The organism is Vibrio sp. E150_011, assembly GCF_053544015.1.
Map to the genome: position 1 here is coordinate 28,009 of NZ_JBHFOL010000010.1, position 25,934 is coordinate 53,942.

Here is a 25,934-nt window from a genome sequence, read left to right on the forward strand (position 1 = left end):
TTTGTATGTCAGACTATATTAATAAAGTTACAGACCGACATAGTATCAAATCATGACGAAACAGGTTGAAATTTTCACTGATGGATCGTGCTTAGGCAATCCGGGACCTGGTGGATACGGCATCGTACTACGCTATAAGCAAACAGAAAAAAAACTGTCGAAGGGCTACCAGCTAACGACCAACAACCGTATGGAGATGATGGCGACGATCGTCGCGCTCAAGACACTAAAAGAGCCCTGCAATGTCATCCTCACCACGGATAGCCAATATGTGCGCCAAGGTATTACGCAGTGGATCCATAATTGGAAAAAACGTGGCTGGAAGACAGCAGACAAAAAACCAGTAAAAAATGCGGATCTTTGGAAAGCACTGGATGAAGAAACAGCGCGCCACTCTGTCGATTGGCGTTGGGTTAAAGGTCACGCCGGTCATCGTGAAAATGAAATGTGCGACGAGCTTGCAAGACACGGCGCCGAAAACCCAAGCGAAGAAGATGTGGGTTATCAACCTAGCTAATACGACGGTTACCTGACTAACATCCCCCTAAGCTAACCACTAAGCTAACCACTAAGCTAACCACTAATCGGAGAGCACGGGCCTAGTTGGTGTTGCGTTTATCTGTTGTTCGATAGTTTAAGCTCACCGGCGTGAGCTTCTTTTTCAAGTTCCAATGAGGCTTAATAGGCTTCAATGGATACGTCCGTTTCCGCGCCACGATAAAATATAAACTCCCCATCGGTGACGCCCAATCTCCAATGCTGCTCTCTAACCATGTCCACATGGTTCGGTTACGTTTCATAGGAAATAAGGCGTAGCTATCGGCATGCACAACCTGATAGTTCAACACGCTTAACCAATCACGAATTCGATTTGGTGTAAACATGCGCCCACTCCACGGGAAGTTGTTTCGACGCCAAGGCATTAAGCTCGCTAACCCCGTAAAACTAACGGGATTAAAGCCGGTAATGATCAGGTAGCCATCATCAATCATTACTCGATCAACCTCACGTAAAAGCCGATGAGGATCCTCGCTATATTCTAACTGATGAGACAGAATCACAGCATCAAAGCTCTTTTCTAGAAAAGGCAGTTCATAGCGATCAGCGATAATATTGTGCAGTGGATTTTTAGCGTCTAAATTAACTTGATGTTGTATATTGCAATTACAGCTTGTTAATTCGCAACTTAAACCACCAAGCTTAAGCATATGATAACCAAAAAGCTTCGGGCACCATTCATCCAAACGAGTCTGAATGGATTCAGAAACCCATTGACCATTGGCAAGTTCTTCCCAAGAATGAGGATGATCGACTTTTTTCTTGCTGCGTGCTGGCTTCATATTTTCGCGCTCTCTCTCAAAGTGAATTGGAGAAACAACAATGTTACATATCAAAAGCATACCCGCATTTAATGATAATTACATCTGGCTGATTCAAAATAACCAGAAGTTGTGTGCTGTTGTCGATCCCGGAGATGCCGAACCTGTCATCGCATATTTAGAGCAGCATCAACTAGAGCTAACCACCATTTTGGTCACTCACCATCATTGGGACCATGTAAACGGCATTGGAGCACTTGTCGCGAAATACCCTAACCTCACGGTCATTGGCCCAGAAAATCCGAATATCCTACATCTAACTCATCAAGTGTCGGAGGGGCATCGCATCCAGTTATTTGGCGAGGAATTTTTGGTTCTTGATTTACCCGGACATACACTAGATCACATCGGGTACGTAGGCGATGCGAAGTTATTCTGCGGTGATGTTTTATTTTCTGCTGGGTGCGGCCGCATTTTTGAAGGTACGCCCGCACAAATGTTTAATTCTTTGCAAAAGCTAACGCTACTACCAGAAGAAACCGACGTGTATTGCACCCATGAGTACACACTGAGCAACCTCGCCTTTGCTATGGCCATCGAACCCCATAATGACTTTCTTCACGACTATCGAGAACAAGCAAACCAAAAACGAGTGCAAGGCCTCCCAACGTTACCCACCTCGATTTTGATTGAAAAACGCATCAACCCATTTTTACGAACTCAACAACAAGAAGTCATGAAATCCGTTGCAAATAGATCTATCAACAACGATCCTGTGTCTACTTTTACCGCATTGCGTGAGTGGAAAAACGAATTTTAACGTTTTCGTGCTTGTGTTGGCACCAGCCGTATTAGTATTATGCACGACCGTTCAAGTAAGAGGTTGTAGTAAAGACCATGCATAAGAAATACAGTTGGGCCTTAGCCCTGTTGCTGGCTGGATGTCAAATGACTCAGCCAGATTCGAGCAGTTCCACAACAGAGCCCACCAACTCTCCTTCAGAAACAGCAAAAACCACAACAACTAAACCTGTTTCTGTTGATGCTTCTACATCCGCGCCAAAAGCTCTCACACCACAAGAACAAAAAGATGTGTGGAAGCGTATAGCGATGCAATTGGAAATGCCGATCCCTGACCATGCAAAAGTGGATTATTATCGCCAATGGTACATTAAACACCCAAGCCATCTAAAAACAGTTTCTCAGCGTGCTCAGCCATTCCTTTATCTCATCACAGAAGAAATTGAAGCTCGCGGTTTACCATTAGAACTCGCGCTACTCCCTGTTGTTGAGAGCTCTTTTGACGCCTTTGCTTATTCACATGGCAGCGCAGCAGGTCTATGGCAGTTTGTCCCAGCAACAGGTAAAGCCTTTGGCCTAGAGCAGACCTATTGGTACGATGGTCGACGCGATGTGAGCGCCTCAACAAGTGCGGCATTGGATTTTCTCACTCAGCTAAATAACCGTTTTGATGGCAACTGGAACCACGCTATCGCAGCTTACAATAGTGGCGGTGGCCGTGTTAACAGTGCGATCCGAAAAAATAGAAAGCTCAACAAACCGACAGACTTTTTCTCTCTCGACTTACCCAAAGAGACCAGTAGTTATGTACCCAAACTACTCGCGCTTGCGGATGTCATCGCGAACCAAGAAAAGTACGGTCTCGACATTCCAGCGATTCCAAACCAACCTGCGTTAACACTCATTGACCCAGAAGAGCAGCTCGATCTTGCTATTGCTGCAAAATATGCCGGCATTTCAGTGAAAGAGTTGCAAGGTTATAACCCAGCCTATAATCAATGGGCAACAGCGCCTGCAGGGCCACAGTCATTACTTTTACCCGTTTCAAGTGTGGACCAATTCAAAGCCGAGCTCGATAAAAACCGTGGCAAGGGCATGCGACTGGTTCGCTACAAGGTGCAATCGGGTGATTCATTGGGTGTGATTGCTCAAAAACACGAGACGACAGTCAAAGTCATTCAAAATGCCAATGGCTTAAGAAACAACACGATTCGTGCTGGGCAATACCTATTGGTACCGACCTCGACGAAAAACAGTGATACTTATGCATTAAGCGCCTCAAACCGTCTTGCTGCGACTCAATCGACCTCTCGTGGAAACTATAAGCTGACTCATACAGTGAAAAGTGGCGATAGCCTATGGTTAATTGCAAAGGCTAATAAAGTCTCGCACCAATCCCTAGCAAAATGGAACGGTATGGGTCCAAAGGACACGCTAAAAATCGGCCAAGAGTTAGTGATATGGAAAGACAGTTCAAATGGAGCCATCATCCGCACTGTCTTTTATTCGGTACGATCGGGAGACACCGTGAGTGGCATCGCTCATAAGTTTAATGTCCGAACCAATGACGTAATGAAATGGAATAGCCTGAATAAACAGCGTTACCTGAAACCAGGCCAAAAACTAAAACTCTACGTTGACGTGACAAAAACCAGCGTATAGGTTTCCTTCATTAGGATTTAATCAGAAGCGGCCACTGTGCCGCTTTTTTTATCTGTCGTTTATCTCTCAATATCAATATCAATATCAATATCAATATCAAAACCTTATCGAATATCGAACTCAGCAATCAATGGATTATGATCTGAAGCGGTGGACTGAGGCGATGCTGAGGAGACTAACTTCATACCTCGATAAAAGATATGATCAAGAGGAAGCCCGTTCAAAAACCGTTTACGGTTATCATCAGCAAACATGACCTCTTTAATCTCATATTTTTTTAATACATGGTGAAGCACTCCCAAGCGTTCTTCACTCCAGCTATTAAAATCGCCAGCGATAAGTAACGGGCCTTGATGCGTGAGCAATACTTGTTTGAAGGATTCAAGTTGTGCCATGTACTCCTCGGTGCCAATAGTAAAGTTCACGGAATGAAGGTTCACCGTCACCAACTTAGCACCATTACTCAAGGCATACTCTGCATACAATCCCGATTTAGGTAACCTTAGCCAAGGCTCGACTTGCAGATTAGCACATGCGATAGACGGCATGGCCGTACTTAAATTCAAGACTCCAGCAGAAACATCAAAGGCTTTGAAGGCGCTGACTTGGTTGCTATTCCAATTAGATTTTTTCAGCCAATCCATAAACGTCGGATCTAGATTAGCCTCTTGAAGCAAGGCCAGCTGTTTTCCAGTGGAAAGCTTTTCTAACTCTGGAAACAGATTCTCTCGGTTTTGCTTGTAGATGTTCCAAACTAATACATTTAGGGTACCGGCACGATCCAGGGCTTGATCAGCGTCGCCCTGATAGCACTTGAGCTCCGTGTCGACATGACCACTATGAATAGAGGTCACCTCCGGTGTCACTTGCGTGGTAAAGATCAATTGAAAACTCGCTATGACAAGCGTTGTCGTGACAAGTCCGCCCCATAGAAACCATTTAAGTTTCATTTATCGTCGCCTCCCAAAAACAAAAAAGGAGTAGATATCTACTCCTTTTGATAGTTTAGCCGATTGCGATTAAATCGCGTCTTCGTCTTCTTCACCCGTTCGAATACGGACGACACGTTCGATGTCGGTAATAAAGATTTTTCCGTCGCCGATTTTACCTGTCTGCGCCGTCTCAATAATTGTATCGACACATTGATCCGCAACGTCGCTAGAAACCACAATCTCCAGCTTCACTTTAGGCAAGAAATCGACCATGTATTCAGCACCACGATAAAGTTCAGTATGCCCTTTCTGACGACCAAAGCCTTTTACTTCAGAGACGGTCATTCCGGTAATACCCACCTCAGCAAGTGCTTCACGCACGTCATCCAATTTAAAAGGTTTGATAATCGCTTCAATTTTTTTCATGTTGTTCCCTTACATCACTTTTATATCGATATTATCTGGTAGCGCATCAAAACAATCAATAGAAACAAAAAGCCCGAAGGACATCTTCGGGCTTCAGGTTAAAATTTTTTGTAATAATTACTTTATACTTGCATAGTAAGCCGCAACATTGGCGATGTCTTCATCACTTAGCATAGAAGCTTGTGCCTGCATCACGACCGCTAAACCACCTGTTCGCTCTTTATTTTTATAGGCTTTGATCGACGATGCTAGATACTGTTCATTTTGACCTTTTAGGTTTGGGTACCCTGGGATCACAGCAATGCCGTCCGCACCATGACACGCAGCGCAAATCGCCGCTTTCGCTTTACCGGCTTGGACATCAGCCGCTACAGCCGTTCCACTTAACAGACCAACAACAAGTGCGGCACCAATCACGACTTTATTCATTGTATTACCTTCCATTACTTCCATATAAACCAGATTAAAACAACATCTTTGCAGTCAACATGCCAGATCTGGCGATTTATTATGCGTTGATTGTGACATGAAAGCCTGTCACTTGTCCCAGATTAGTTCACAATCTGAACCATAAAAATCTCGATCCACAAATAAGTTAGCAACAGCAACCACCGCACCGTCCATCATTAAAATTGGCAGCCGTCTTCGTTGCCAGCTTGGTATTCTCAATTCTTGATACAGTTTTTTAAGTTTTCTGGAGCCATTTCTTGAATGAGGGTGAGCGCTCAGCCCTTCAGGGTTAAACCTGACGTACATTGTTGACGTTAACTGGGCCTTATTCAGCGTCATTGTGGACGCTTCATACGCTTTTGCTAGACGCAACGTTCCTAATTCATCAGGTAAATCTAGCGCCATTGGTAGTAATTGCTGACCTGGTGATACCGCCTCATTAGACTGCAATTTATCATTCGGTACACCTTCCCCATCATGTTGCGTCCACTTAATCGAAACAGCGGACATATCAGGCCTCTCATCAACCCAATATAACTGCCCATCAAACCGTCTTACTGAGCCTTTGACCAAGCGTAACTCTGGATTAGCATCTTGACATGCACACGCGACTTCTTGCCACAATATCTGCAGCTGCCGCTCGCTCGGTAGCGCAGCCGAACGCGATTCAAGCCAGAGTCTCAACAGATAATCCCGCTTTAACGCTGACGCGGCTTGCAAATCGGATATAGACAAACCGCCCAAGGGATTGATCAGAGCTTCGAGCTCTGGCGATAACATCTCATGAAGTAATGACTCTTGGTTTGCACACAAGCGCGCGCTTCGATGAACTGAATGGGCAAAATTTGGCCAGCGAGAATTAATGATAGGCATAACGTCATGACGCAGAAAGTTTCGGTCAAAGCGCGTATCGGCATTACTTTCGTCATTGACCCATTGCAACCCCTCGGTTTCAGCATACGCAGCAATGGCACTCTGGGGGACGGTTATCAACGGTCGAACGATATGCCCTTTTCCCCATGACATAGCTTCAGCCATGGACGATAAGCCTTTGGGTCCACTGCCCCTTTTAAGCGCCAACATGAAGGTCTCAGCTTGATCGTCGAGGTGTTGCCCCGTTATTAATATATCTGATACCGCCATATACTGTTCCAATACGCCATAACGTGCATCTCGGGCCAATTTCTCGATACTTTTTCCGGAATCAATTTCAAGCGTGACCTTATTTGATACAAACGCTATCCCTTCTTCCGATGCCCAGCGTTCACAATCGCTAAGCCAAACGTCAGCATGTTCACTCAGGCCATGATGGACATGCACAGCAAGGCACTCTCGGTATGGATGTTGTCGAGAATAAATAGACAATAACCGCAGCAACACACGTGAGTCCATCCCACCACTTAAAGCCAATATAACCTTAGAGGCTGTGTCTAATGACGTAGACAACGTGTCTGAAAACTGCTGATAAAGAGACATAAAGGGATATCCAAAAACAAATAAAGCGAGCCAATGCTCGCTTTATTATACTAATCCTATCAAGGATTAGCAGTAGCCATAACTCATTAAACGCTTGTAACGACGATCAAGCAATGTCTCTTGGTCTAGCAGCTCTAATTCATCAAGCTGACGTAACAACGTCTCTTTTAAATTCTCTGCCATTTGAATTGGATCGCGGTGTGCGCCGCCTAACGGCTCTTCGATAATATCGTCAATCAATTCGAGCTCTTTAAGACGAGGGGCAACTAAGCCCATCGCTTCCGCCGCTTGTGGCGCTTTATCAGAATCACGCCATAGAATAGAAGCACACCCTTCTGGAGATATCACAGAGTACGTAGAATACTGAAGCATGTTCACGTAATCACCCACACCAATTGCTAGTGCGCCACCAGAACCACCTTCACCTACTACAGTACAAATAATAGGAACACTCAGCCCTGACATGACCTTTAGGTTTTTTGCGATAGCCTCAGACTGCCCACGCTCTTCCGCGCCAACACCAGGGTACGCACCAGCCGTATCGATGAAAGTAATGATCGGCATTTGAAAACGCTCAGCCATTTCCATCAAACGAAGTGCTTTACGGTAACCTTCTGGTTTCGGCATACCAAAATTACGGCGTACCTTTTCTTTCGTCTCACGACCCTTTTGATGGCCAATAATCATCACTGGACGACCATCAAGTCGCGCCATGCCACCCACGATGGCTTTATCATCGGCAAACGCTCGGTCGCCAGCAAGCTCGTCAAACTCAGTAAACGCATGCTCAAGATAGTCTAGCGTATATGGACGTTGAGGGTGACGCGCTAGCTGCGCAACTTGCCATGCACCCAAGTCACTAAAGATCTTCTTTTTAAGCTCTAGGCTTTTCTTCTCTAGTTGTCCAATTTCTTTATCCAAATCAATTGCACTATCACCGCCATGGCGGGATACATCACGTAACGCTTCAATTTTAGCTTCTAGCTCTGCAATTGGTTTTTCAAATTCAAGAAAGTTTAAGCTCATCAATGAATCCTTTTCGATTCAGCCCTCAAAATAGTATTCGAGGACCCAATTAGTTAAATTCGAGTTCTACCTGGTCTTGACCAAGTAACTGCTGTAATTCTTCTAACAGTGTGTCATTAGGAGTAACACGCCATTCTGTACCCAACGTTAGTTTTGCTCTTGCATCTTCACGCTGGTAATAAATATTTACCGGCACGGTCCCAGCTTTATGTGGCGCTAGGATATCAGTGAAACGCTGATAAAAGCGCTCATCGATTTGCTGTTCAAGTAAAGAGATTGATAGCCCACGAGTAAATTTCTCGCGCGCGCTTCCTAAATCTAAAACTTCGCGGGCGGACATTTTAAGCCCACCATTGAAGTCATCAAAGCTGACCTGTCCAGAAACGACCACTATTTTGTCTTTTTCGAGCAATTCAGCATATTTATCTAGTGCATCTGAGAACAACATCACTTCCATACGCCCAGATCGATCGTCAAGTGTCATTAAACCAATACGATTACCTCGCTTGGTTGTCATTACTCTTGCGGCAATCACCAAACCTGACAATGTCAGTGATTGATCTCTTCGTGTCGGTGTCGCTTCATTGAGTCGACAACTGGTGTACTTGTTCAGTTCCCTTAAATAAGCATTTATTGGATGCCCAGTCAAATAAAGACCAAGGGTTTCTCGTTCCCCTTCCAGCCAGACCTTCTCTGGCCACGCCGGAACTTGGACGTACTTGTGTTCCACTTCCTCTGGCGCTTCAGTCAACACACCAAACATATCCGATTGACCAAATGCCTCTGCTTGGTGATGCTGGCTTGCCGCTTTTACGGCATCATTAAGCGATGCCATTAACGCGGCTCGATGAGGCCCTAATCTATCTAATGCCCCAGCCATGATCAGTTTTTCAATAACGCGTTTATTCACCTTTTTCAGGTCGAGTCGAGCGCAGAAATCAAATAAATCTCGGAAGTGCCCACCTTGATTTCGAGCCTCAATAATGGCGTCAATTGGGCCTTCACCCACCCCTTTGATCGCACCAATACCATAAACGATAGCACCATCACCGTCGACATTAAAGCGGTACAGGCCCGAGTTGATATCTGGTGGCAGCAACTTGATTTTCATTCGTAAACATTCGTCTACGAGGCCGACTACCTTTTCCGTGTTATCCATGTCTGCAGTCATTACTGCTGCCATGAACTCAGCTGGATAATGCGTTTTTAGCCAGAGTGTCTGGTATGAGACTAACGCATAAGCAGCCGAGTGCGACTTGTTAAAGCCATAGCCCGCAAACTTTTCTACAAGATCGAAGATCTTCATCGAAAGCTCGCCATCAACCCCATTAGCAATGGCACCTTCTTCAAAGATAGCCCGTTGCTTTGCCATCTCCTCAGGTTTTTTCTTACCCATCGCACGACGAAGCATATCGGCACCACCCAGCGTATAACCCGCTAAGATTTGTGCGATCTGCATAACCTGCTCTTGATAGAGAATGATGCCATACGTCGGTTCGAGTGTTTCTTTTAGTGTTTCATGTTGCCATTTTTCATCTGGGTAAGAGACCGCTTCTCGACCATGTTTTCGGTCGATAAAGTTGTCAACCATTCCTGATTGCAAGGGCCCCGGACGAAAAAGCGCAACCAAAGCGATAATATCTTCAAAACAATCGGGCTGGAGCCGTTTTATCAAATCTTTCATACCCCGGGATTCCAATTGGAATACAGCCGTGGTTTCTGAGTTTTGTAATAGTCTAAACGACGCAGGGTCCTCTAAAGGTATCGATTCAATTCGAACCGGTGGCTTGCCTTCTTTTTCTAACCTTGGGTTAATCAGCCCTAACGCCCAATCTATAATGGTGAGCGTTCTTAATCCCAAGAAATCAAACTTAACCAGACCCGCGGTTTCTACATCGTTCTTATCAAACTGTGTAACCGGAAAGTTACCCTCAGCATCCGCATAGATTGGCGCAAAATCAGTGATCGTCGTTGGAGAGATCACCACACCACCCGCGTGCTTACCCGCATTTCGGGTACAGCCTTCTAAGATGCGACACATATCAATTAGGTCACGCACCTCTTCATCGGCTTCATAAAGTTGTGGTAATGCTGGCTCGGCCTTAAACGCTTTTTCCAGCGTCATCCCTGGATCCGGTGGAATTAATTTTGAGATTCGATCGACAAAACCAAACGGATGCCCCAGCACTCGACCTACGTCTCTTATTACCGCCTTCGCCGCCATGGTACCAAACGTGATGATCTGTGATACCGCGTCTCGGCCATACATCTCGGCCACGTGGTCGATCACCTGATCACGTTTATCCATACAAAAGTCGATATCAAAATCGGGCATGGATACTCGTTCAGGGTTAAGAAAACGTTCGAATAGTAGGTCGTATTCAAGCGGGTCTAAGTCAGTAATTTTTAGCGCGTAAGCAACCAATGAACCAGCACCTGAACCACGCCCTGGACCGACTGGAATATCGTTGTCTTTTGACCACTGAATGAACTCCATTACGATAAGGAAGTAGCCAGGAAAGCCCATCTGGTTGACAACATCAAGTTCAATTCTTAAGCGATCATCGTAATCAGGGCGACGCTTTTCTCTTTCCTCTGCATCCGGGAATAAGAATTCAAGTCGCTCTTCCAGTCCTTCTTGTGATTTCTTCACTAAGAAGTCCGTCTCCAACATCCCTTCCGTCGGGAAAGCGGGAAGAAAGTACTCATCTAGGCGGACAGTAACATTGCATCGTTTGGCTATTTCTACTGAGTTCTGCAAGGCCTCGGGAATATCCGCGAAAAGCTCACACATTTCCTCTTCGGTGCGAAGATACTGCTGAGCGCTATATCGTTTCGGACGCTTAGGGTCATCAATGGTGTAACCATCGTGGATCGCAACCCGGATTTCATGAGCATCGAATAGTTCGGACTCAACAAAAACCACCTCGTTTGTCGCGACAACGGGTAGGTCACACTCATGGGCAAGCTCAATGGCAAAGTGCAAATAACTTTCTTCGTCCGGTCGGCCAGTACGCATTAATTCGACATAAAAATGGTTGTCAAAGTGCGTTTGGTAAAACTCAGCACACTGAAGTGCTAACGCACGATTACCTTTCAACAATGCTTTACCGATTTCACCGTTTTTTGCACCTGATAGTACAATCAAACCCTCAGCAAGATCCGCCAACCAACTTTTATCGATAACAGGTTGGTGTTGCACGTGACCGCGTAGATAGGCCTTTGAAATCAATAATGTTAAATTGTTATAACCGACATTGGTGGTGGCCAATACCGTGACACTCGTCAGTTCGTCACCAAACTCGTCAGACTGCATGGCAAAATCAGCGCCAATGATAGGCTTAATACCCGACGAATGAGCATTACTATAAAACTTTACGAGGCCACAAAGGTTAGTAAAATCGGTAAGCGCGATTGCAGGCATTCCCATTGAAGCGACTTTTTTTACTAATGGCGGCACTTTCGATAAGCCATCGACCATTGAGTAATCACTATGTACACGAAGGTGTATAAACTTGGGATCTGACATTCTACGTCCTAAATACTGCAACAGGTTGGTTCACTAACATCGTGCTATTCAATGCCCAGCACTCGCTTCACTGGTTTGAAGCTTTTACGATGTTCATCAATAACGCCATACTGCTCAATTGCAGAAAAATGCGCTTTGGTCGGGTATCCCTTGTGTTGAGCAAAGCCAAATTGGGGATGACGCTTATCTAACTCTTCCATCTCTGAATCACGAATCACCTTAGCAATAATGGAAGCGGCACTTATTTCGGCGACTCGAAGATCACCTTTGACGACAGCTTGAGCGTCGACCGGTAGGCTCGGTGTACGGTTGCCATCGATCAACACAAGGTCCGGTGTGACCTTCAACCCAGCGACGGCACGTTGCATCGCGACCATGGTGGCCTGCAGGATATTGAGCTCATCAATTTCTTCGGGCGAACAACGCCCAACCGCCCACGCCAATGCTTTTTCCTGAATTTCAGGAAATAACGCCAAACGTTTCTTCTCTGAGAGTTTTTTCGAATCCGACAACCCCAATATTGGATTCTGAGGGTCAAGGATGACCGCGGCTGTCACGACATCCCCCACCAATGGACCACGTCCAACCTCATCGACGCCAGCAATTAGGCGATATCCCTGCGGGTACTCAAATGGAGGAATCTCTACTGGCGCTTTTTTAGTCATATTTTTCACTTAATTCTTTATTTATCAATGAGCTTTAGTACTGCCTTGGCGGCTTGTTCGTCAGCATTTTTGCGGATCCAATGATGCATCTCGGTAAATTGAGACAACACCTCTGAATTATCACTGCTCAGTAATTTCGTCAGTGCATTATACAGATTTTCGACCGTGCAGGCGTCCATTAAGCACTCTTCAACGATACCATCATCAGCGAGTATATTCGGCAGAGATACATACTTGGTTTTGACTAATCGCTTCGCTAAAAAGGTCGTGATGGCATTCATTTTATAACCAACAACCATAGGTCTTTTGATCAGCATACATTCCAAGGCCACCGTACCAGAGGCAAGTAACACGACATCAGATGCGGTAATTACATTGCGCGCGGTATCTTGCACAATATGAAAATCCAATTCAGGCGCGAATGCTTGCCAGGCTTGTACAAACTGTTGTTTGCGTTTGTCATTCACAGCGGCGACAACAAACCCTAAATTAGGGTTATCTTGATGAAGTCGTTGGCAGGTTTCTATAAAGGGCTGTGACAACATGTTAAGTTCATTGTTTCGGCTACCAGGCAGCACGGCTAACCAGGTTTTATCTTGCTCAAGGCCTAACAAATCACGGGCAGAAACCTTATCTGATTCCAACGGGATAGCATCTGCTAACGTATGACCAACAAATTCACATGGCACATTATGTTTATCGTAAAATGCTTTTTCAAAAGGCAAAAATGCTAAGACTAAATTAGTGGCTTCACCAATTTTTATGATACGTTTTTGGCGCCATGCCCATACTGATGGACTCACGTAATGGACGGTTGGCGTTCCCGATTTTTTCAGGTCCAACTCTAAGCGAAGGTTAAAATCCGGAGCATCAATACCGACAAACACGTCAACGGGGTTGTGAGTAAAATAACGTACCAACTCCGCTTTGACATGAAGTAAACGCCGAAGTCGTCCTAACACCTCGACGAGGCCCATTACGGCCAATTCTTCCATATCAAACAAAGACTCACAGCCTTGGGCGATCATTTTAGGCCCACCAATGCCGACAAACTCAGCGTCAGGATAACGCTGTTTGATCGCCTTAATGAATCCTTCACCTAAGGTATCCCCGGATAATTCGCCCGCTACAATGCCGATTCGGAGTGCTCTTGCCATGATTTATACCTTTGTAAACGTGTTAGATTCTATCATTCCTAAAAGACAAAAAGACCGCTAAGTATAGTACCCGCGATCTTTTTCTAGCTCAGCCTTTACATGCTTAGCCTTTGTATAATTAGCGAATAATGCCGCGCTCTGAATTTTCAAAGCTATCGATGAGTCGATTGACTGAAGGAAACTCAACAGCCAACTCTACCAATAGAGGCTTAGCCTCCGCTAATGTTTTTCCTGAGCGATACATCTCTTTGTAGGCTTTTTGAAGCGCGCGTAGCTCCGGTTTTTCAAAACCATTACGTTTTAACCCTACAAGGTTTAACCCAAATGGGGTGGCATGGTTACCTTGTGCTAACACGTAAGCTGGAACGTCTTGAACGACGGCAGAACAACCACCAACATACGCATAAGCGCCTACAGTACAAAAAGGATGGATAGCCGATAGTGCCATCACACCTGCATAATCACCAACCGTAACATGACCACCAAGAATGGCATTGTTACCAATATGCGTATGATTTCCAACAATCACGTCATGAGCAATATGAGCGTTCACACAGAGTAGGTTATCGTCACCCACGACAGTTTGTGTCTTATCCTGAGTCGTACCACGATGGATCTGGACGCTTTCACGGATAACATTGCGATTACCTACAATGACTCGAGTATCTTCACCGCCATATTTCTTATCTTGGTTTTCTTCACCAATAATGGCCTGTGGAAAGACACGGTTATCATCGCCTAATATCGTGTTACCTTTGATAACGACATGCGACATAATCTCGTTATTTGCACCGATCGTTACATCACCAGAAATATAAGTGAAAGGACCGACAGTGGAGTTAGCACCAATACTGACGTTACCTTCAATCACTGCACTTGGATGGATTTTAGCGGTTTCATGAATCATATTAGAACTCTCGACGGGCACATTTTAGTTCAGCAGAGCACACCACTTCGCCATCTACTTTGGCAACACCAGTAAAGGCAGCAATACCGCGGCGCTCTTTGAGGAACTCCACTTCTATAATCAGCTGATCGCCCGGTGTAACGGGTTTACGGAACTTTGCTTTATCAACACTGGCGAAGTAATACAGTTCATTACCTTGAGGCGCACCAAAAGATTTGAATGCCAACAAGCCTGTTGCTTGTGCCATCGCCTCTAAGATTAACACTCCTGGGAAAACAGGCATTTGAGGAAAGTGACCGGTGAACTGAGGTTCATTGACTGATACGTTTTTGATTGCCTTAAGATATTTTTCTTCTTCATAATCTGTCACACGATCAATCAATAGAAACGGGTAGCGGTGAGGCAGCAATTCTTGAATTTCAGTGATGGTCATTGTTTTAGTATCAGTACTCAAAGTCTTATTCCTAATTTAATTCTTATATCTTACTACAGGCATTATATACCCAAATCCTGCTAAGTGGCAGTGAGTGGGCGTAAGATGCTAGTGTACAAACAATAAAAAGACCCGCAAATGGCGAGCCTTTTTGAAAAGAAGAAACGATTCTAGTCTTCTTTATCACTTAACTGTTTCTCAGCCATTTTGAGTCGCTTATTCATGTCATCGATACGATGCACACGTGCCGCTGTTTTGCGCCATTCTTTATTCGTTTGCAATGGAATACCAGACGAGTAGATACCTTTCTCTGAAATGCCTCTCATCACCATACCCATACCGGTCACGATAACACCATCGACAATTTCAATGTGCCCGTTGATGACCGTACCACCACCAATCTGACAGTATTTACCAATCGTTGTACTGCCTGCAATGATGGTGCCACCGGCTAAGGCCGTACCATATCCAACGTGCACGTTGTGCGCGATCTGCAATTGATTATCAATGATCACATTGTCTTCAATGATGGTATCGTCAAGAGCGCCGCGATCAATCGTCGTACATGCACCAATTTCAACACGGTTGCCAATGCGAACCGTACCGGTTTGTGGAATTTTAATCCATTCGCCTTTCTCATTCGCATAACCAAAGCCATCAGAGCCAATGACGGCACCTGACTGAACGAGGCACTGTTCACCGAGTTCCACATGGTGATAAATGCTCACATTTGCCCACAGCTTAGTGTGCGCTCCCAACTTAGCACCCTTGCCAATAAAGCTGCCTGGGCCTATTTGTACATGGTCGCCGAGTACAGCACCCGATTCAATGACAGCGTTTGCCCCTACCGACACATTATTACCGATTGTTGCATCAGGTGAAATGACGGCGCTAGGTGCGATGCCATCTGCGGCTTCAGGAGTATGATCTAGCGCTTGCGCCACTTTTGCATAAGCAATATAAGGGTCAGCAACAACCAAAGCATTGGTTTGACAATGCTTCAGCTCAGAGGCTTTAACCATGACTGCGGAAGCGTTACTTTGAGCGAGATGTTTCGCATACTTTACGTTCGTTAGAAACGTAATCTCGCCCTTTGCAGCGCTATCCATCGGTGCCACCGCGCGAATGATAGTATTCTCATCGCCATGCAGCTCCGCATCAGTAATCTCAGCGAGCTGAGCCAACGTCATTTCAGTCATAATTGTCCTACCGTGTTGCTAATCTATTACTTAAGTGAGTCGATAACGTTTTGTGAAATATTGAAGTCTTCTTTCGCGTAACCTACCGCTTGGATATCAATAATCATATCGTAGCCTTCTTTCTTCGCTACTTTCTCAACCGCTTCTTGAATCACTTTAAATAGTTTCTGTTTTTCTTCGGCTTCGCGACGTTGACTTGCTTTCTCAAGTGCTTGACCTTTAATCTTGTACTTACTGTCAAGTTGACCGATTTCAATGCGAAGTTTCTCAACTTCCTCAGAACCTAGCAGCTCGCCATCACGTTGCAGTTTTTCCATTTTCTTAGCCGCGTCAGCTTGGATTGCTTGCAGCTCTGCCGCTTTATCTTTGAATTCATTTTGAAGCTTCTGAAGAACTGCCTCGCGCTGTGGTAAAGCTTGGAATACCTGCAGCGTATTCACATAGCCAATTTTTTGCGCCGCTTCTGCCGCATTAGCAAAAAGTGAAGACGTTAGGATAACAAGGCCAAGACCAGCCGCTTTCATCATTTTTTTCAAGGTCAATTCCTCTGTGTGTATATAAGTTCTATAGCCTTAATGTATGAGTCTATAGTTTATGTATTAGTTCTAACGCTAGAACGTATTACCGATCGTAAAGGTAAAGGCTTCTGTTTTATCACCTTCAAACTTCTTGATTGGCGTTGCTAATGAAAATACCAATGGTCCCATCGGAGACATCCATTGCACCGCGACCCCTACAGATGCACGGTAATTTGAAGGATCCGAATAATCATAATAATACTCTTTTCCGGACATGTTAGGGTCAGCGGCGATATGAGTAAATTCAGTATCCCATAAGCTTGCAGCATCAACAAAGACACTGGTACGAATCTGGTTACGGAACTCATCCGATGCAAACGGAGTAGGAACAATTAACTCCACACTCGCAAGCGCAACCGCATTACCACCTACTGACTGTTCTGTCGCGGAATAACATGGGTTATTACCACCGGCATTACTGGAACAGCCGTTAGGGTCATCATAGACCGCTTTTGGCCCCACTGAGTTCTGCCTAAAGCCACGCAGTGTTGAGAAACCACCCACATAAAAGTTTTCATAGAATGGCAACAGGTTATCGTTGCCATTGGTTTGCCCATAACCATTACCGTAACCTAATCGGCCTTTCAACAATAACGTAAAATTGTGACTTTGTGTTATAGGAAAGTATTGTCTTATATCATATTGACTCTTGAAGTATTGAACATCCGATCCAGGAACCGTCACTTTACCATAGAGTTTTTGATGGTTGCCGGCTGTCGGGAAACGACCTCGGTTTAGGTTGTTTCGAGTCCATGCTGCTGTCATATGGAAATCATCGGTAAGAAGATTTCCATCAGCATCAATATTATCGGCTTGTGCTTGTAAGAATTTTTCTATCTGAACGTATTCTTTGATGTTGCCTAATCGGCTATGCGTATAACCACCACCAAACTCTAAGTAGTTCAGTTCATCAACGGGGAAACCCCACGTCAAACTTGCCCCATAACTTTGGTCGGTATAGTCAATAATCCCAGCTTTAGAAGCCTCGAATTCGTTATAGAAAATCTGACCACCCAGACTGACACCATCTAGGTTCCAGTATGGGTCTCGATAATCCAGTGTGACATTTTTTTGGTATTTATTGGTCATGGCGCTGATACCAACGCGATCGCCACTACCAGCAAAGTTATCTTGCTGCAGTCCGACCTGGAAGCTGATACCCGATTCAGTACCATAACCAACACCAAAGTTTACACTGCCTGAGTTCGCTTCTTTGACGTCATACACCAAGTCAACTTGGTCTTCCGAGCCCGGTACTCGAACCGTTTGCACATCGACCGTTTCAAAAAAGCCAAGACGGTTAAGACGATCCTTACCAACATCGATAGATTTGGAGTTTAACCAACTGGATTCCATCTGACGCATTTCACGTCGCAATACTTCATCTTTCGTCGAGTTGTTGCCGGTAAAACGAATATCACGGACATAGATCCGATTACCCGACTCAACGTTAATAACTAAGGATACGGTATTATTCTCGTCATCAAATTCAGGAATCGTACGAACCTGTGGATAAGCATACCCTGACTGACCGAGTTCACGCTTGATGCTCTCTTCTAACGCAGTCACGCTAGAGCCGTTGTAGGTATCACCATCCTGGAATGGAACCATGGCTTTAAAATCGGCTTCTTTACCAATGAGTTGGCCACGAAACTTCACGTTTTCGACTTGATAAGGTGCCCCCTCATCTATCCCTAAGGTGATGTAGACGCCTTTTTTGTCTGGCGAGATCGAAACCTGAGTCGTATCAACCTTAAACTTCAGATAGCCGCGATCAAGGTAATACGATTTAAGCGCTTCAATATCACCGGCAAGGACTTGCTTCTGATACTTGTCATCCGCTAGGAAATTCCACCATGCAACATCGACATTTAGGTTAAAACGAGAACGTAACTCACTATCAGTAAACACTTTGTTACCAATGAAGTTAATCTGTTTTATTTTCGCCGACACACCCTCAGTAAAGACAAACTTTAGGTCCGAACGATTTCGTGGCAGTGGCGTCACAACCGCTTGAACCTTAGCGTTGTATTTACCCACGCTGTAATAAAAGTCTTCTAACCCTTTTTCAATGTTACTTAGTGTGGTGCGATCGAGCGCCTCACCGACAAGTACACCGGATGCATCTAGGTTCTGTTGCAGCTGTTCTTCTTTAATTGCCTCGTTTCCTGAAAAGGAAATACTGGCAATCGTTGGTCGTTCTTTTACTTTTACCACTAACGCATCTTGATCACGTAACACTTTGATATCTTCAAAGTTCCCTGATTTATAAAGTGCATTAATGATCTCTGAGATATCCTTCCCGTCAACCGTGTCACCGATCCGTACTGGCATTTTCAATAGAGCAGCACCAAGTGCCACCCTTTGTAATCCTTCAATACGAATATCCTGTACAACAAAATCCTCAGCTCCATTCGCCGACACACTGGTCGCTAGTAGAGACGCGAATAGAAAATGCTTAATCGCCATACCTGCTCTAATTAATCCTTTGCTAATACTGCTGCCTAAATTCTGATATCAGAGGCGTGTAAAATCGTTAAAAATTGCTATTAACATGAGTGAAAAAATAATAGCGCCTCCCACTCGATAGCCCATTTCTTGTATTTTTTCTGGCACCGGTCTGCGAATCACTGCTTCGATTGCAAAAAACAGCAAATGACCACCATCTAACATCGGTAATGGCACCAGGTTTATGATCCCTAGGTTGACACTGATCAGCGCTAAAAAGCCTAAAAAGTAAACCAATCCATAATCGGCTGTCGCCCCTGCCCCTTTAGCAATAGAGATGGGGCCGCTCAAGTTATTTAAACCAACATCACCGGTGATCAATTTTTTGAGCATCGACACTGTTAGCTCTATGATTTGACCTGTTTTAACAAATGCTCGCCCTACCGACTCAACAGGGCCATATTGAAGCTCAAATCGATAATCTTCAGGCCACGCTTCCGTCTCTGGTGCAATGCCTGCGAATCCGATATTTCTCCCGTCTTTAAGTGTCCTCGAATCAGGGATAAGTGTCAGTGTGCGCTTTTCATTATTCCTATCAACAACAATATCAACTGGTGTGTTTGGATTGGCTTGAATCGCTTCCACCACTTGTTGCCATTCATCTATCGGTTGTTGGTTAATCGCAACAATCGTATCACCCGCCGCTATGCCAGCAGCAGCACCTGCTCCATCATCGCTTACGTTTACTAGCGTCGTTTTAATGGCTGGCGAGTATGGTCTAAATCCAAGCGTCCCCATAGCAGACTCTGTTTCCGGATTAAAGTTCCAGCTCGACAAGTCAAATGTTAATTTTTTATCTGTTCCTATTTGTTCACTCGATGAAACTGTGACCGTCATTTGATTATCGCCAATACGCGAGACTAAGCCAAGATTCACGGATTCCCAATCTAGAGTCTGTTTACCATCAATAGAACGAATCTGCATACCCGGCTCAAATCCAGCTTGAGCGGCAATTGAAGAAGGCGTTACCTCTCCGATAACAGGCTTAACGGCTGGAACACCAATCAAAAAAACCAACCAATAGGCAAAAACCGCAAATATAAAGTTAAACGCAGGTCCTGCCCCTACGATAGCGGTTCTTTTCCAAAGAGGCTTTTTATCAAAAGCATACTTGTGATCTGCTTCAGAGACTTCATCAACACGGCTATCTAGCATCTTGACATAGCCGCCAAGAGGGATCATAGAAACACTGTATTCAGTGCCGTCTTTACCCATTTTTGACCAAATGGATTTGCCAAAGCCAATAGAGAACTTTTCGACATAAACCCCACACTTTCTTGCTACCCAAAAGTGGCCAAATTCATGCACTGCCACAAGGATGCCTAATGCAATAACGAAGGAGGCAAAGTTCCACAGTATATCTGTCATCGTAAATTATCTCTCACGGCCAATGGCTTGTGATTTATAGGTCTATCGTTACATGCCACGAACAAATTCGCTCGCATAGATTCGAGCCATTCTATCTAGCTCAAGAATGCTTTCCAAGTCACTTAACTGTTTAAATTCACCTGACGAACAAACCTTCGACATAACATGGTCATTTATCCGGCTAATATCTGTAAATTTTATACTCTCAGACAGAAAGGCATCCACTGCGATTTCATTGGCCGCATTAATGGCTGTTGTCGCATGTTGCCCTTCATAACACGCCTCAATGGCTAATTCTAGGCATGGATAACGTGCAAAGTCGGGCTCTAAAAAAGTTAACTCCGACATTTTTGTAAAATCGAGTGGCGGTACACCTGCAGGAATGCGTTCTGGATAAGACATCGAGAATGCTATCGGTGTTGCCATATCTGGCTGTCCCATTTGCGCAAGGACAGACCCGTCTTGATACTGGACCATAGAGTGAATAACGGACTGAGGATGAATGATGACTTTGAGTTGCTCTTTAGCTGTATTAAATAGCCACCTAGCCTCGATAAACTCAAGACCTTTATTCATCATGGTTGCAGAATCAACCGAGATCTTAGGCCCCATAGACCAATTGGGATGCGCGATCGCTTGCGCGGGAGTGACCGAAGACAACGTTGAGGTCTCACTATAGCGAAATGGTCCCCCAGAGCCTGTCAGCAAAATATGATCAATACCCGCTTGCGCTAAATCGCAATGCCCTAACTGAGTTTGAATCGCTTGAGGGAGACATTGAAAAATTGCATTATGTTCGCTATCAACGGGAAGCAACTGTGCGCCAGAGTTACGAACGGCATCAATAAACAACTGCCCCGACATCACCAATGCTTCTTTATTTGCTAACAATACTCGCTTACTTGCTTTCACAGCAGCAAGTGTTGGCAACAAGCCAGCTGCGCCAACAATAGCAGCCATCACCATATCTACGGCGTCATCAGAAGACACTTTACACATGGCTTCCTGACCAAACAGGACCTGTGTTTCGACGAGCCCATTCAATTCATTTTTTAGTCGCTTGGCGTCTGCTTCTTCAGCCATCACAGCATACTTAGGTTGCCACTGTAAGCATAGGAGCGTCATTTTAGTGACGTTTTTACCACCGACTAAAGCGTAAATAGAATAGAGTGAAGGGTTTTCAGCGACCACTTTTAGAGTGCTTGCACCAATGGAACCCGTAGCACCAAGTATGGTTAGATTTTGCATGCTAATACGACCGCTTTAAAATCGAGTAGGGAACAGTGATTGTTCCCTACTCTATATTAGAAAATGAGATAAAGAAGAGCAAAAACAGGAAAGGCAGCCGTGAGGCTGTCGACGCGATCCAGTACACCGCCATGGCCAGGGATAATATTACTGCTGTCCTTTATTTGAGAAACACGTTTGAACATGCTCTCAACAAGATCTCCAAGAACGGAAATCACCACTGTTACTAACGTAATAATAGTCATGCTAGTAAAACTGGCAAACTGAATATCAAAAATGACCGATGTCGCCCACGCAACAAGGAGAGCCGTGGCTACGCCACCAAATAAGCCTTCAATGGTCTTATTCGGGCTCACATTAGGGGCCATTTTGCGCTTACCAAAGCTCTTTCCAGCAAAATACGCACCGCTATCTGCTGCCCAAACTATGAGACAAACAAACAACACCAATTTGGCACCGTGATATGGGTCTTGGTGGTAACCTTGCGCTCGGAGTATAACGATACTCCAAAGAAACGGCAGTAAGGTAAGCAGGCCAAATAGATGCCTCAGAACATTAGAATGCTGCCAGTATGAGCCAGATTTAGGGTATGTCATTGCCAAACCACTCGCAATTAACCACCAGCCCGTTCCTATGCCTAGGATAGCAATATGGATAAGTCCTACTTGATTAAGCGCATCCACATCATATGGAACAACAAACAAGGACAGTGCCGTCACCAAGACTGGCGGAATCATCGCAACGAGTCGTGAGTGATTAAGTGTGAATTGCGTCCACTCCCAGGCACCAATCATTGTGATAGCGGTCACTGCGAGCAAAAACCACATCAGTGGTAAAGAAAATATACCCCAAACCACCAACGGAGCGAGGATTAGAGCTGTAATAATTCGTTGTTTCAAACTAGATCGTCCTTAATTGGCTTCCATTAACGCTTTGACTTGTTCTCCGGTACAACCAAAACGCCTTTCGCGATTCACAAACCAAGTAATCGCTTCCACTAAGCTATCTTCATTAAACTCTGGCCAAAATTCTTCGGTAAAATACATCTCTGCGTACGCCATTTGCCAAAGCATAAAGTTACTGATTCGGCATTCTCCACTGGTGCGAATCAGGAGATCCACATCCGGGAGGTCAGACATAGTCACATGCGTTGAGATCATGTCTTCGGTGATATCTGCAGCCTTCAACTCACCGTGCTCTATCTGAACCGCAACCTTCTTGAACGCCTCAGTGATATCCCACTTGCCGCCGTAATTCGCTGCGACATTGATCACTGTTCCGGTATTATTTTCAGTCAGCGTTTCTGCATCGGCAATCTTACGTTGCAATCGTTCATTGAAGCGGCTTGTGTCGCCAATAATGCGAAGTCGCAGGTTGTTCTTATGCAGTTTTTTGATCTCACTTGATAAAACCGTAATGAACAGCTCCATCAACAAACCAACTTCTTCTTCAGGTCGACGCCAATTCTCACTACTAAACGCAAAAAGAGTCACGGCTTTAATTTCTAGCTTTGCCGCTGCTGAAATCGTTTTTCGAACCGCAGAAACCCCCTTTTTGTGTCCAAAGACGCGTGGTTTACCCTTGGATTTAGCCCAGCGACCGTTACCATCCATAATGATAGCAATGTGTTGAGGAAGGGAATCATTGAAGAGTTCTGAGTTTGGCATAAAAGAGTTTAGTAATAATTTGGGAAGGTAGAGTAGCATAAAAAAACGCTGTGCTGTCAGCACAGCGTTTTTCTGAGAGTTAAGTGGTTAAGGATTAAACTTCCATTAACTCTTTTTCTTTTGCTGCAAGTATGTCATCGACATTTTTCACAGCAATATCAGTCAATTTTTGAATCTCGTCTTGTCCTTTGCGATCTTCATCTTCTGAGATATCTTTGTCTTTCAACAACGCCTTAAGATCGCCATTTGCATCACGACGAATGTTGCGAATCGCTACACGACCGCCTTCAGCTTCACCACGAACAATCTTAACAAGGTCTTTACGACGCTCTTCTGTTAGCGGTGGTAGTGGTACACGAATAACCGTGCCCGCTGACATTGGGTTCAAACCTAAGTCTGACATCAAGATCGCTTTCTCTACTTTTTGCGTCAGTTCTTTATCAAAAACTGTGATCGCAAGTGTACGAGCGTCTTCAGCAATAACGTTAGCGACTTGGTTAAGAGGAGTCGGCGCACCGTAATACTCAACAGAAAGGCCTTGAAGTAGGCTTGGGTGTGCACGACCTGTACGAATTTTTGACAGGTTGTTTTTCAGTGCTTCAACACTTTTTTCCATACGCTCTTGAGCGTCTTGTTTGATTTCGTTAATCACAGTATCACCTTAATAATGTGCACCTAAATGCGAGTACGCATTTAGGTTATTTCGCTCGATAAATCCTAACGACAAAGTTTACTATTATTCTGCATCACTGATAAGTGTGCCTTCTGCTTCACCCATCACAACTCGACGAAGTGCACCAGGTTTGTTCATGTTGAACACACGAATAGGCATTTTATGATCGCGAGCCAGAGTAAACGCAGCTAAGTCCATAACCTTAAGCTCTTTATCGAGAACAGTATTGTACGCAAGCTTATCATATAATTCTGCATCTGGGTTAGCGACAGGGTCAGCACTGTATACGCCATCCACTTTCGTTGCTTTTAGAACCACATCCGCTTCAATCTCGATACCACGTAGGCACGCAGCTGAGTCCGTCGTAAAGAATGGATTACCTGTCCCTGCTGAGAAAATTACCACGCGACCTTGACGCAATTCACGAATCGCGTCAGCCCAGTTGTAATCATCACATACACCCTTAAGAGGAATGGCAGACATCACTCGTGCGTTTACATAAGCACGGTGCAGAGCATCACGCAGTGCTAGGCCATTCATCACAGTGGCCAACATACCCATATGATCACCAACAACACGATTCATCCCTGCGGCTGCAAGACCAGCACCGCGGAAAAGATTGCCACCACCAATGACGACACCGACCTGAACACCCAGTTCTACCAGTTCTTTCACTTCTTGAGCCATACGCTCCAAGATAGATGGGTCGATACCAAAGCCTTCTTCGCCTTGCAGCGCTTCACCACTAAGTTTTAACAGAATACGTTGATACGCTGGTTTTGGGTTCGTTGTCATGGAGTTCACCTTCCAAAGAGAGTTGTTGATTAACGGTCATGGATTAAGACTCCAATGTCACTGTGATTCAGCGCCTTGGATTGAAATCCTAATTCATGATGGTTAAAAAATACCATCTAGCTTACTCGCAAAAAGACCGCAGCCTTGGCTACGGTCTTCATATCAACGAGACAAAAAAGGATTAACCTTTTTGTACCGCTGCTACTTCATCAGCAAAGCTCATTTCTGCCGCTTTTTCGATGCCTTCGCCAACTTCTAAACGAACGAAGTTAGTTACTGTAGCGCCTTTTTCTTTCAAGATTTCGCCAACAGTTTTCTTAGGTTCCATGATGAAAGCCTGACCTGTTAGAGAGATTTCGCCCGTGAATTTCTTCATACGGCCGATAACCATTTTCTCAGCGATTTCTTGTGGTTTGCCTTCGTTCATTGCGATTTCAACTTGAACCGCTTTTTCTTTAGCAACTACGTCTGCAGGTACGTCAGAAGGGTTTACGAATTCAGGCTTAGACGCTGCAACGTGCATTGCAATGTGCTTGATTGTTTCTGCGTCAGCTTCACCAGCAACAACAACACCGATACGCTCACCGTGACGGTAAGAACCAACGTTTGCACCTTCGATGAACTCAACACGACGGATGCTGATGTTCTCACCGATTTTAGTTACTAGAGCGATACGTGCATCTTCAAATTTAGCTTGAAGAGCAGCAACATCTAGCTTTTCAGCTAGTGCAGCATCAGCAACTTCGTTAGCAAACGCAAGGAAGCTTGCATCTTTTGCTACGAAGTCAGTTTGACAGTTCACTTCAAGAAGAGCGGCAACGCCAGCGTCTTCTTTAATGATGATTGTGCCTTCAGCAGCAACGTTGCCTGCTTTTTTAGCTGCTTTAGCCGCACCACTTTTACGCATGTTTTCAATTGCTAATTCAATATCAGCATTTGCTTCAACAAGCGCTTTTTTACATTCCATCATGCCAGCGGCTGTGCGCTCGCGAAGTTCTTTTACAAGAGCAGCAGTTACAGTTGCCATTCTAAAATCCTCAGTTGATTCCAAACCAGGTAAAAATCAGGGGCTCTCATTGGGCCCCTGATTGCTAACTATAACTCAGTTTATATGA

The 25,934-nt window shown here is 44.8% G+C and carries 23 protein-coding genes and 1 pseudogene; 3 read left to right on the forward strand and 21 right to left on the reverse strand.

Annotated elements, in window-relative coordinates; genetic code table 11:
• Nucleotides 1-52: 52 nt before the first annotated feature.
• Nucleotides 53-517, forward strand: coding sequence for a ribonuclease HI (rnhA, locus tag ACE1OE_RS15455; RefSeq protein ID WP_372062843.1), 465 nt, complete (start codon nt 53-55; stop codon nt 515-517).
• An 82-nt stretch (nt 518-599) separates the two neighbouring features.
• On the opposite strand, the gene ACE1OE_RS15460 is transcribed toward rnhA, so the two are convergent.
• A complete protein-coding gene (locus tag ACE1OE_RS15460) occupies nt 600-1,340 on the reverse strand; it encodes a class I SAM-dependent methyltransferase (RefSeq protein WP_372062842.1) in 741 nt (246 codons plus the stop codon).
• Nucleotides 1,341-1,380: 40 nt separating this feature from the next.
• Here ACE1OE_RS15460 and gloB point away from each other — a divergent pair, with 40 nt between their 5' ends.
• On the forward strand, nt 1,381-2,139 hold the full coding sequence (gloB, locus tag ACE1OE_RS15465; RefSeq protein WP_102469670.1) for a hydroxyacylglutathione hydrolase: 759 nt from the start codon (nt 1,381-1,383) through the stop codon (nt 2,137-2,139).
• Between the two features lie 245 nt (nt 2,140-2,384).
• A pseudogene (locus tag ACE1OE_RS15470) lies at nt 2,385-3,782 on the forward strand (LysM peptidoglycan-binding domain-containing protein); the annotation flags it as partial.
• Between the two features lie 104 nt (nt 3,783-3,886).
• Here ACE1OE_RS15470 and ACE1OE_RS15475 read toward each other — a convergent pair.
• From ACE1OE_RS15475 to tsf, 20 genes are all read right to left on the reverse strand, one after another.
• Nucleotides 3,887-4,732: an endonuclease/exonuclease/phosphatase family protein gene (locus ACE1OE_RS15475; protein ID WP_449211582.1), complete on the reverse strand. Its 846-nt coding sequence runs from the start codon at nt 4,730-4,732 to the stop codon at nt 3,887-3,889.
• A gap of 69 nt (nt 4,733-4,801) precedes the next feature.
• Nucleotides 4,802-5,140 carry a nitrogen regulatory protein P-II gene (glnB, locus tag ACE1OE_RS15480; RefSeq protein WP_102469667.1) on the reverse strand — a complete coding sequence of 113 codons (339 nt, stop codon included), beginning with the start codon at nt 5,138-5,140 and terminating at the stop codon, nt 4,802-4,804.
• Between the two features lie 117 nt (nt 5,141-5,257).
• Nucleotides 5,258-5,569, reverse strand: a complete 312-nt coding sequence (locus ACE1OE_RS15485) for a c-type cytochrome (protein ID WP_102469690.1) — start codon at nt 5,567-5,569, stop codon at nt 5,258-5,260.
• A gap of 108 nt (nt 5,570-5,677) precedes the next feature.
• A complete protein-coding gene (gene tilS, locus ACE1OE_RS15490) occupies nt 5,678-7,066 on the reverse strand; it encodes a tRNA lysidine(34) synthetase TilS (RefSeq protein ID WP_449211583.1) in 1,389 nt (462 codons plus the stop codon).
• Nucleotides 7,067-7,132: 66 nt separating this feature from the next.
• Entirely contained in the window at nt 7,133-8,092 is a 960-nt protein-coding gene (accA, locus tag ACE1OE_RS15495; protein WP_102469665.1) for an acetyl-CoA carboxylase carboxyl transferase subunit alpha, read from the reverse strand.
• A 49-nt stretch (nt 8,093-8,141) separates the two neighbouring features.
• Complete coding sequence (gene dnaE / locus ACE1OE_RS15500) at nt 8,142-11,621, reverse strand: DNA polymerase III subunit alpha (protein ID WP_449211584.1); 3,480 nt, start codon at nt 11,619-11,621, stop codon at nt 8,142-8,144.
• Nucleotides 11,622-11,665: 44 nt separating this feature from the next.
• Complete coding sequence (gene rnhB, locus ACE1OE_RS15505; RefSeq protein WP_372062838.1) at nt 11,666-12,286, reverse strand: ribonuclease HII; 621 nt, start codon at nt 12,284-12,286, stop codon at nt 11,666-11,668.
• A 17-nt stretch (nt 12,287-12,303) separates the two neighbouring features.
• On the reverse strand, nt 12,304-13,443 hold the full coding sequence (lpxB, locus tag ACE1OE_RS15510; protein WP_449211585.1) for a lipid-A-disaccharide synthase: 1,140 nt from the start codon (nt 13,441-13,443) through the stop codon (nt 12,304-12,306).
• Between the two features lie 118 nt (nt 13,444-13,561).
• Nucleotides 13,562-14,350: an acyl-ACP--UDP-N-acetylglucosamine O-acyltransferase gene (gene lpxA / locus ACE1OE_RS15515; protein WP_449211586.1), complete on the reverse strand. Its 789-nt coding sequence runs from the start codon at nt 14,348-14,350 to the stop codon at nt 13,562-13,564.
• A 1-nt stretch (nt 14,351) separates the two neighbouring features.
• On the reverse strand, nt 14,352-14,783 hold the full coding sequence (gene fabZ / locus ACE1OE_RS15520; protein ID WP_449211626.1) for a 3-hydroxyacyl-ACP dehydratase FabZ: 432 nt from the start codon (nt 14,781-14,783) through the stop codon (nt 14,352-14,354).
• A 170-nt stretch (nt 14,784-14,953) separates the two neighbouring features.
• Entirely contained in the window at nt 14,954-15,982 is a 1,029-nt protein-coding gene (lpxD, locus tag ACE1OE_RS15525; RefSeq protein WP_449211587.1) for a UDP-3-O-(3-hydroxymyristoyl)glucosamine N-acyltransferase, read from the reverse strand.
• 26 nt (nt 15,983-16,008) lie between these two features.
• A complete protein-coding gene (locus ACE1OE_RS15530; protein ID WP_198593091.1) occupies nt 16,009-16,509 on the reverse strand; it encodes an OmpH family outer membrane protein in 501 nt (166 codons plus the stop codon).
• A gap of 84 nt (nt 16,510-16,593) precedes the next feature.
• Complete coding sequence (bamA, locus tag ACE1OE_RS15535) at nt 16,594-19,029, reverse strand: outer membrane protein assembly factor BamA (RefSeq protein WP_449211588.1); 2,436 nt, start codon at nt 19,027-19,029, stop codon at nt 16,594-16,596.
• A 48-nt stretch (nt 19,030-19,077) separates the two neighbouring features.
• On the reverse strand, nt 19,078-20,436 hold the full coding sequence (gene rseP, locus ACE1OE_RS15540) for a sigma E protease regulator RseP (RefSeq protein ID WP_449211589.1): 1,359 nt from the start codon (nt 20,434-20,436) through the stop codon (nt 19,078-19,080).
• Between the two features lie 48 nt (nt 20,437-20,484).
• On the reverse strand, nt 20,485-21,684 hold the full coding sequence (gene ispC / locus ACE1OE_RS15545; RefSeq protein WP_449211590.1) for a 1-deoxy-D-xylulose-5-phosphate reductoisomerase: 1,200 nt from the start codon (nt 21,682-21,684) through the stop codon (nt 20,485-20,487).
• A gap of 56 nt (nt 21,685-21,740) precedes the next feature.
• Nucleotides 21,741-22,583: a phosphatidate cytidylyltransferase gene (locus ACE1OE_RS15550; RefSeq protein ID WP_102469654.1), complete on the reverse strand. Its 843-nt coding sequence runs from the start codon at nt 22,581-22,583 to the stop codon at nt 21,741-21,743.
• 12 nt (nt 22,584-22,595) lie between these two features.
• On the reverse strand, nt 22,596-23,351 hold the full coding sequence (locus ACE1OE_RS15555; RefSeq protein ID WP_449211591.1) for an isoprenyl transferase: 756 nt from the start codon (nt 23,349-23,351) through the stop codon (nt 22,596-22,598).
• 94 nt (nt 23,352-23,445) lie between these two features.
• The gene (gene frr, locus ACE1OE_RS15560) at nt 23,446-24,003 is read right to left on the reverse strand and encodes a ribosome recycling factor (RefSeq protein WP_102469653.1); all 558 of its coding nucleotides are present in this window, start codon (nt 24,001-24,003) and stop codon (nt 23,446-23,448) included.
• An 84-nt stretch (nt 24,004-24,087) separates the two neighbouring features.
• Nucleotides 24,088-24,819 (reverse strand): UMP kinase, encoded by a 732-nt coding sequence (pyrH, locus tag ACE1OE_RS15565; RefSeq protein WP_102469652.1) that lies wholly within the window; start codon nt 24,817-24,819, stop codon nt 24,088-24,090.
• A 181-nt stretch (nt 24,820-25,000) separates the two neighbouring features.
• Entirely contained in the window at nt 25,001-25,846 is an 846-nt protein-coding gene (gene tsf / locus ACE1OE_RS15570; protein WP_102469651.1) for a translation elongation factor Ts, read from the reverse strand.
• Between the last annotated feature and the right edge of the window lie 88 nt (nt 25,847-25,934).

Excerpts from the sequence above, each read along its gene's own strand:
- rnhA (WP_372062843.1), top strand. The coding sequence starts at position 53 with ATGACGAAACAGGTTGAAATTTTCACTGATGGATCGTGCTTAGGCAAT.
- ACE1OE_RS15460 (WP_372062842.1), bottom strand. The coding sequence starts at position 1,340 with ATGAAGCCAGCACGCAGCAAGAAAAAAGTCGATCATCCTCATTCTTGG.
- gloB (WP_102469670.1), top strand. The coding sequence starts at position 1,381 with ATGTTACATATCAAAAGCATACCCGCATTTAATGATAATTACATCTGG.
- ACE1OE_RS15475 (WP_449211582.1), bottom strand. The coding sequence starts at position 4,732 with ATGAAACTTAAATGGTTTCTATGGGGCGGACTTGTCACGACAACGCTT.
- glnB (WP_102469667.1), bottom strand. The coding sequence starts at position 5,140 with ATGAAAAAAATTGAAGCGATTATCAAACCTTTTAAATTGGATGACGTG.
- ACE1OE_RS15485 (WP_102469690.1), bottom strand. The coding sequence starts at position 5,569 with ATGAATAAAGTCGTGATTGGTGCCGCACTTGTTGTTGGTCTGTTAAGT.
- tilS (WP_449211583.1), bottom strand. The coding sequence starts at position 7,066 with ATGTCTCTTTATCAGCAGTTTTCAGACACGTTGTCTACGTCATTAGAC.
- accA (WP_102469665.1), bottom strand. The coding sequence starts at position 8,092 with ATGAGCTTAAACTTTCTTGAATTTGAAAAACCAATTGCAGAGCTAGAA.
- dnaE (WP_449211584.1), bottom strand. The coding sequence starts at position 11,621 with ATGTCAGATCCCAAGTTTATACACCTTCGTGTACATAGTGATTACTCA.
- rnhB (WP_372062838.1), bottom strand. The coding sequence starts at position 12,286 with ATGACTAAAAAAGCGCCAGTAGAGATTCCTCCATTTGAGTACCCGCAG.
- lpxB (WP_449211585.1), bottom strand. The coding sequence starts at position 13,443 with ATGGCAAGAGCACTCCGAATCGGCATTGTAGCGGGCGAATTATCCGGG.
- lpxA (WP_449211586.1), bottom strand. The coding sequence starts at position 14,350 with ATGATTCATGAAACCGCTAAAATCCATCCAAGTGCAGTGATTGAAGGT.
- fabZ (WP_449211626.1), bottom strand. The coding sequence starts at position 14,783 with ATGACCATCACTGAAATTCAAGAATTGCTGCCTCACCGCTACCCGTTT.
- lpxD (WP_449211587.1), bottom strand. The coding sequence starts at position 15,982 with ATGACTGAAATGACGTTGGCTCAGCTCGCTGAGATTACTGATGCGGAG.
- ACE1OE_RS15530 (WP_198593091.1), bottom strand. The coding sequence starts at position 16,509 with ATGATGAAAGCGGCTGGTCTTGGCCTTGTTATCCTAACGTCTTCACTT.
- bamA (WP_449211588.1), bottom strand. The coding sequence starts at position 19,029 with ATGGCGATTAAGCATTTTCTATTCGCGTCTCTACTAGCGACCAGTGTG.
- rseP (WP_449211589.1), bottom strand. The coding sequence starts at position 20,436 with ATGACAGATATACTGTGGAACTTTGCCTCCTTCGTTATTGCATTAGGC.
- ispC (WP_449211590.1), bottom strand. The coding sequence starts at position 21,684 with ATGCAAAATCTAACCATACTTGGTGCTACGGGTTCCATTGGTGCAAGC.
- ACE1OE_RS15555 (WP_449211591.1), bottom strand. The coding sequence starts at position 23,351 with ATGCCAAACTCAGAACTCTTCAATGATTCCCTTCCTCAACACATTGCT.
- pyrH (WP_102469652.1), bottom strand. The coding sequence starts at position 24,819 with ATGACAACGAACCCAAAACCAGCGTATCAACGTATTCTGTTAAAACTT.
- tsf (WP_102469651.1), bottom strand. The coding sequence starts at position 25,846 with ATGGCAACTGTAACTGCTGCTCTTGTAAAAGAACTTCGCGAGCGCACA.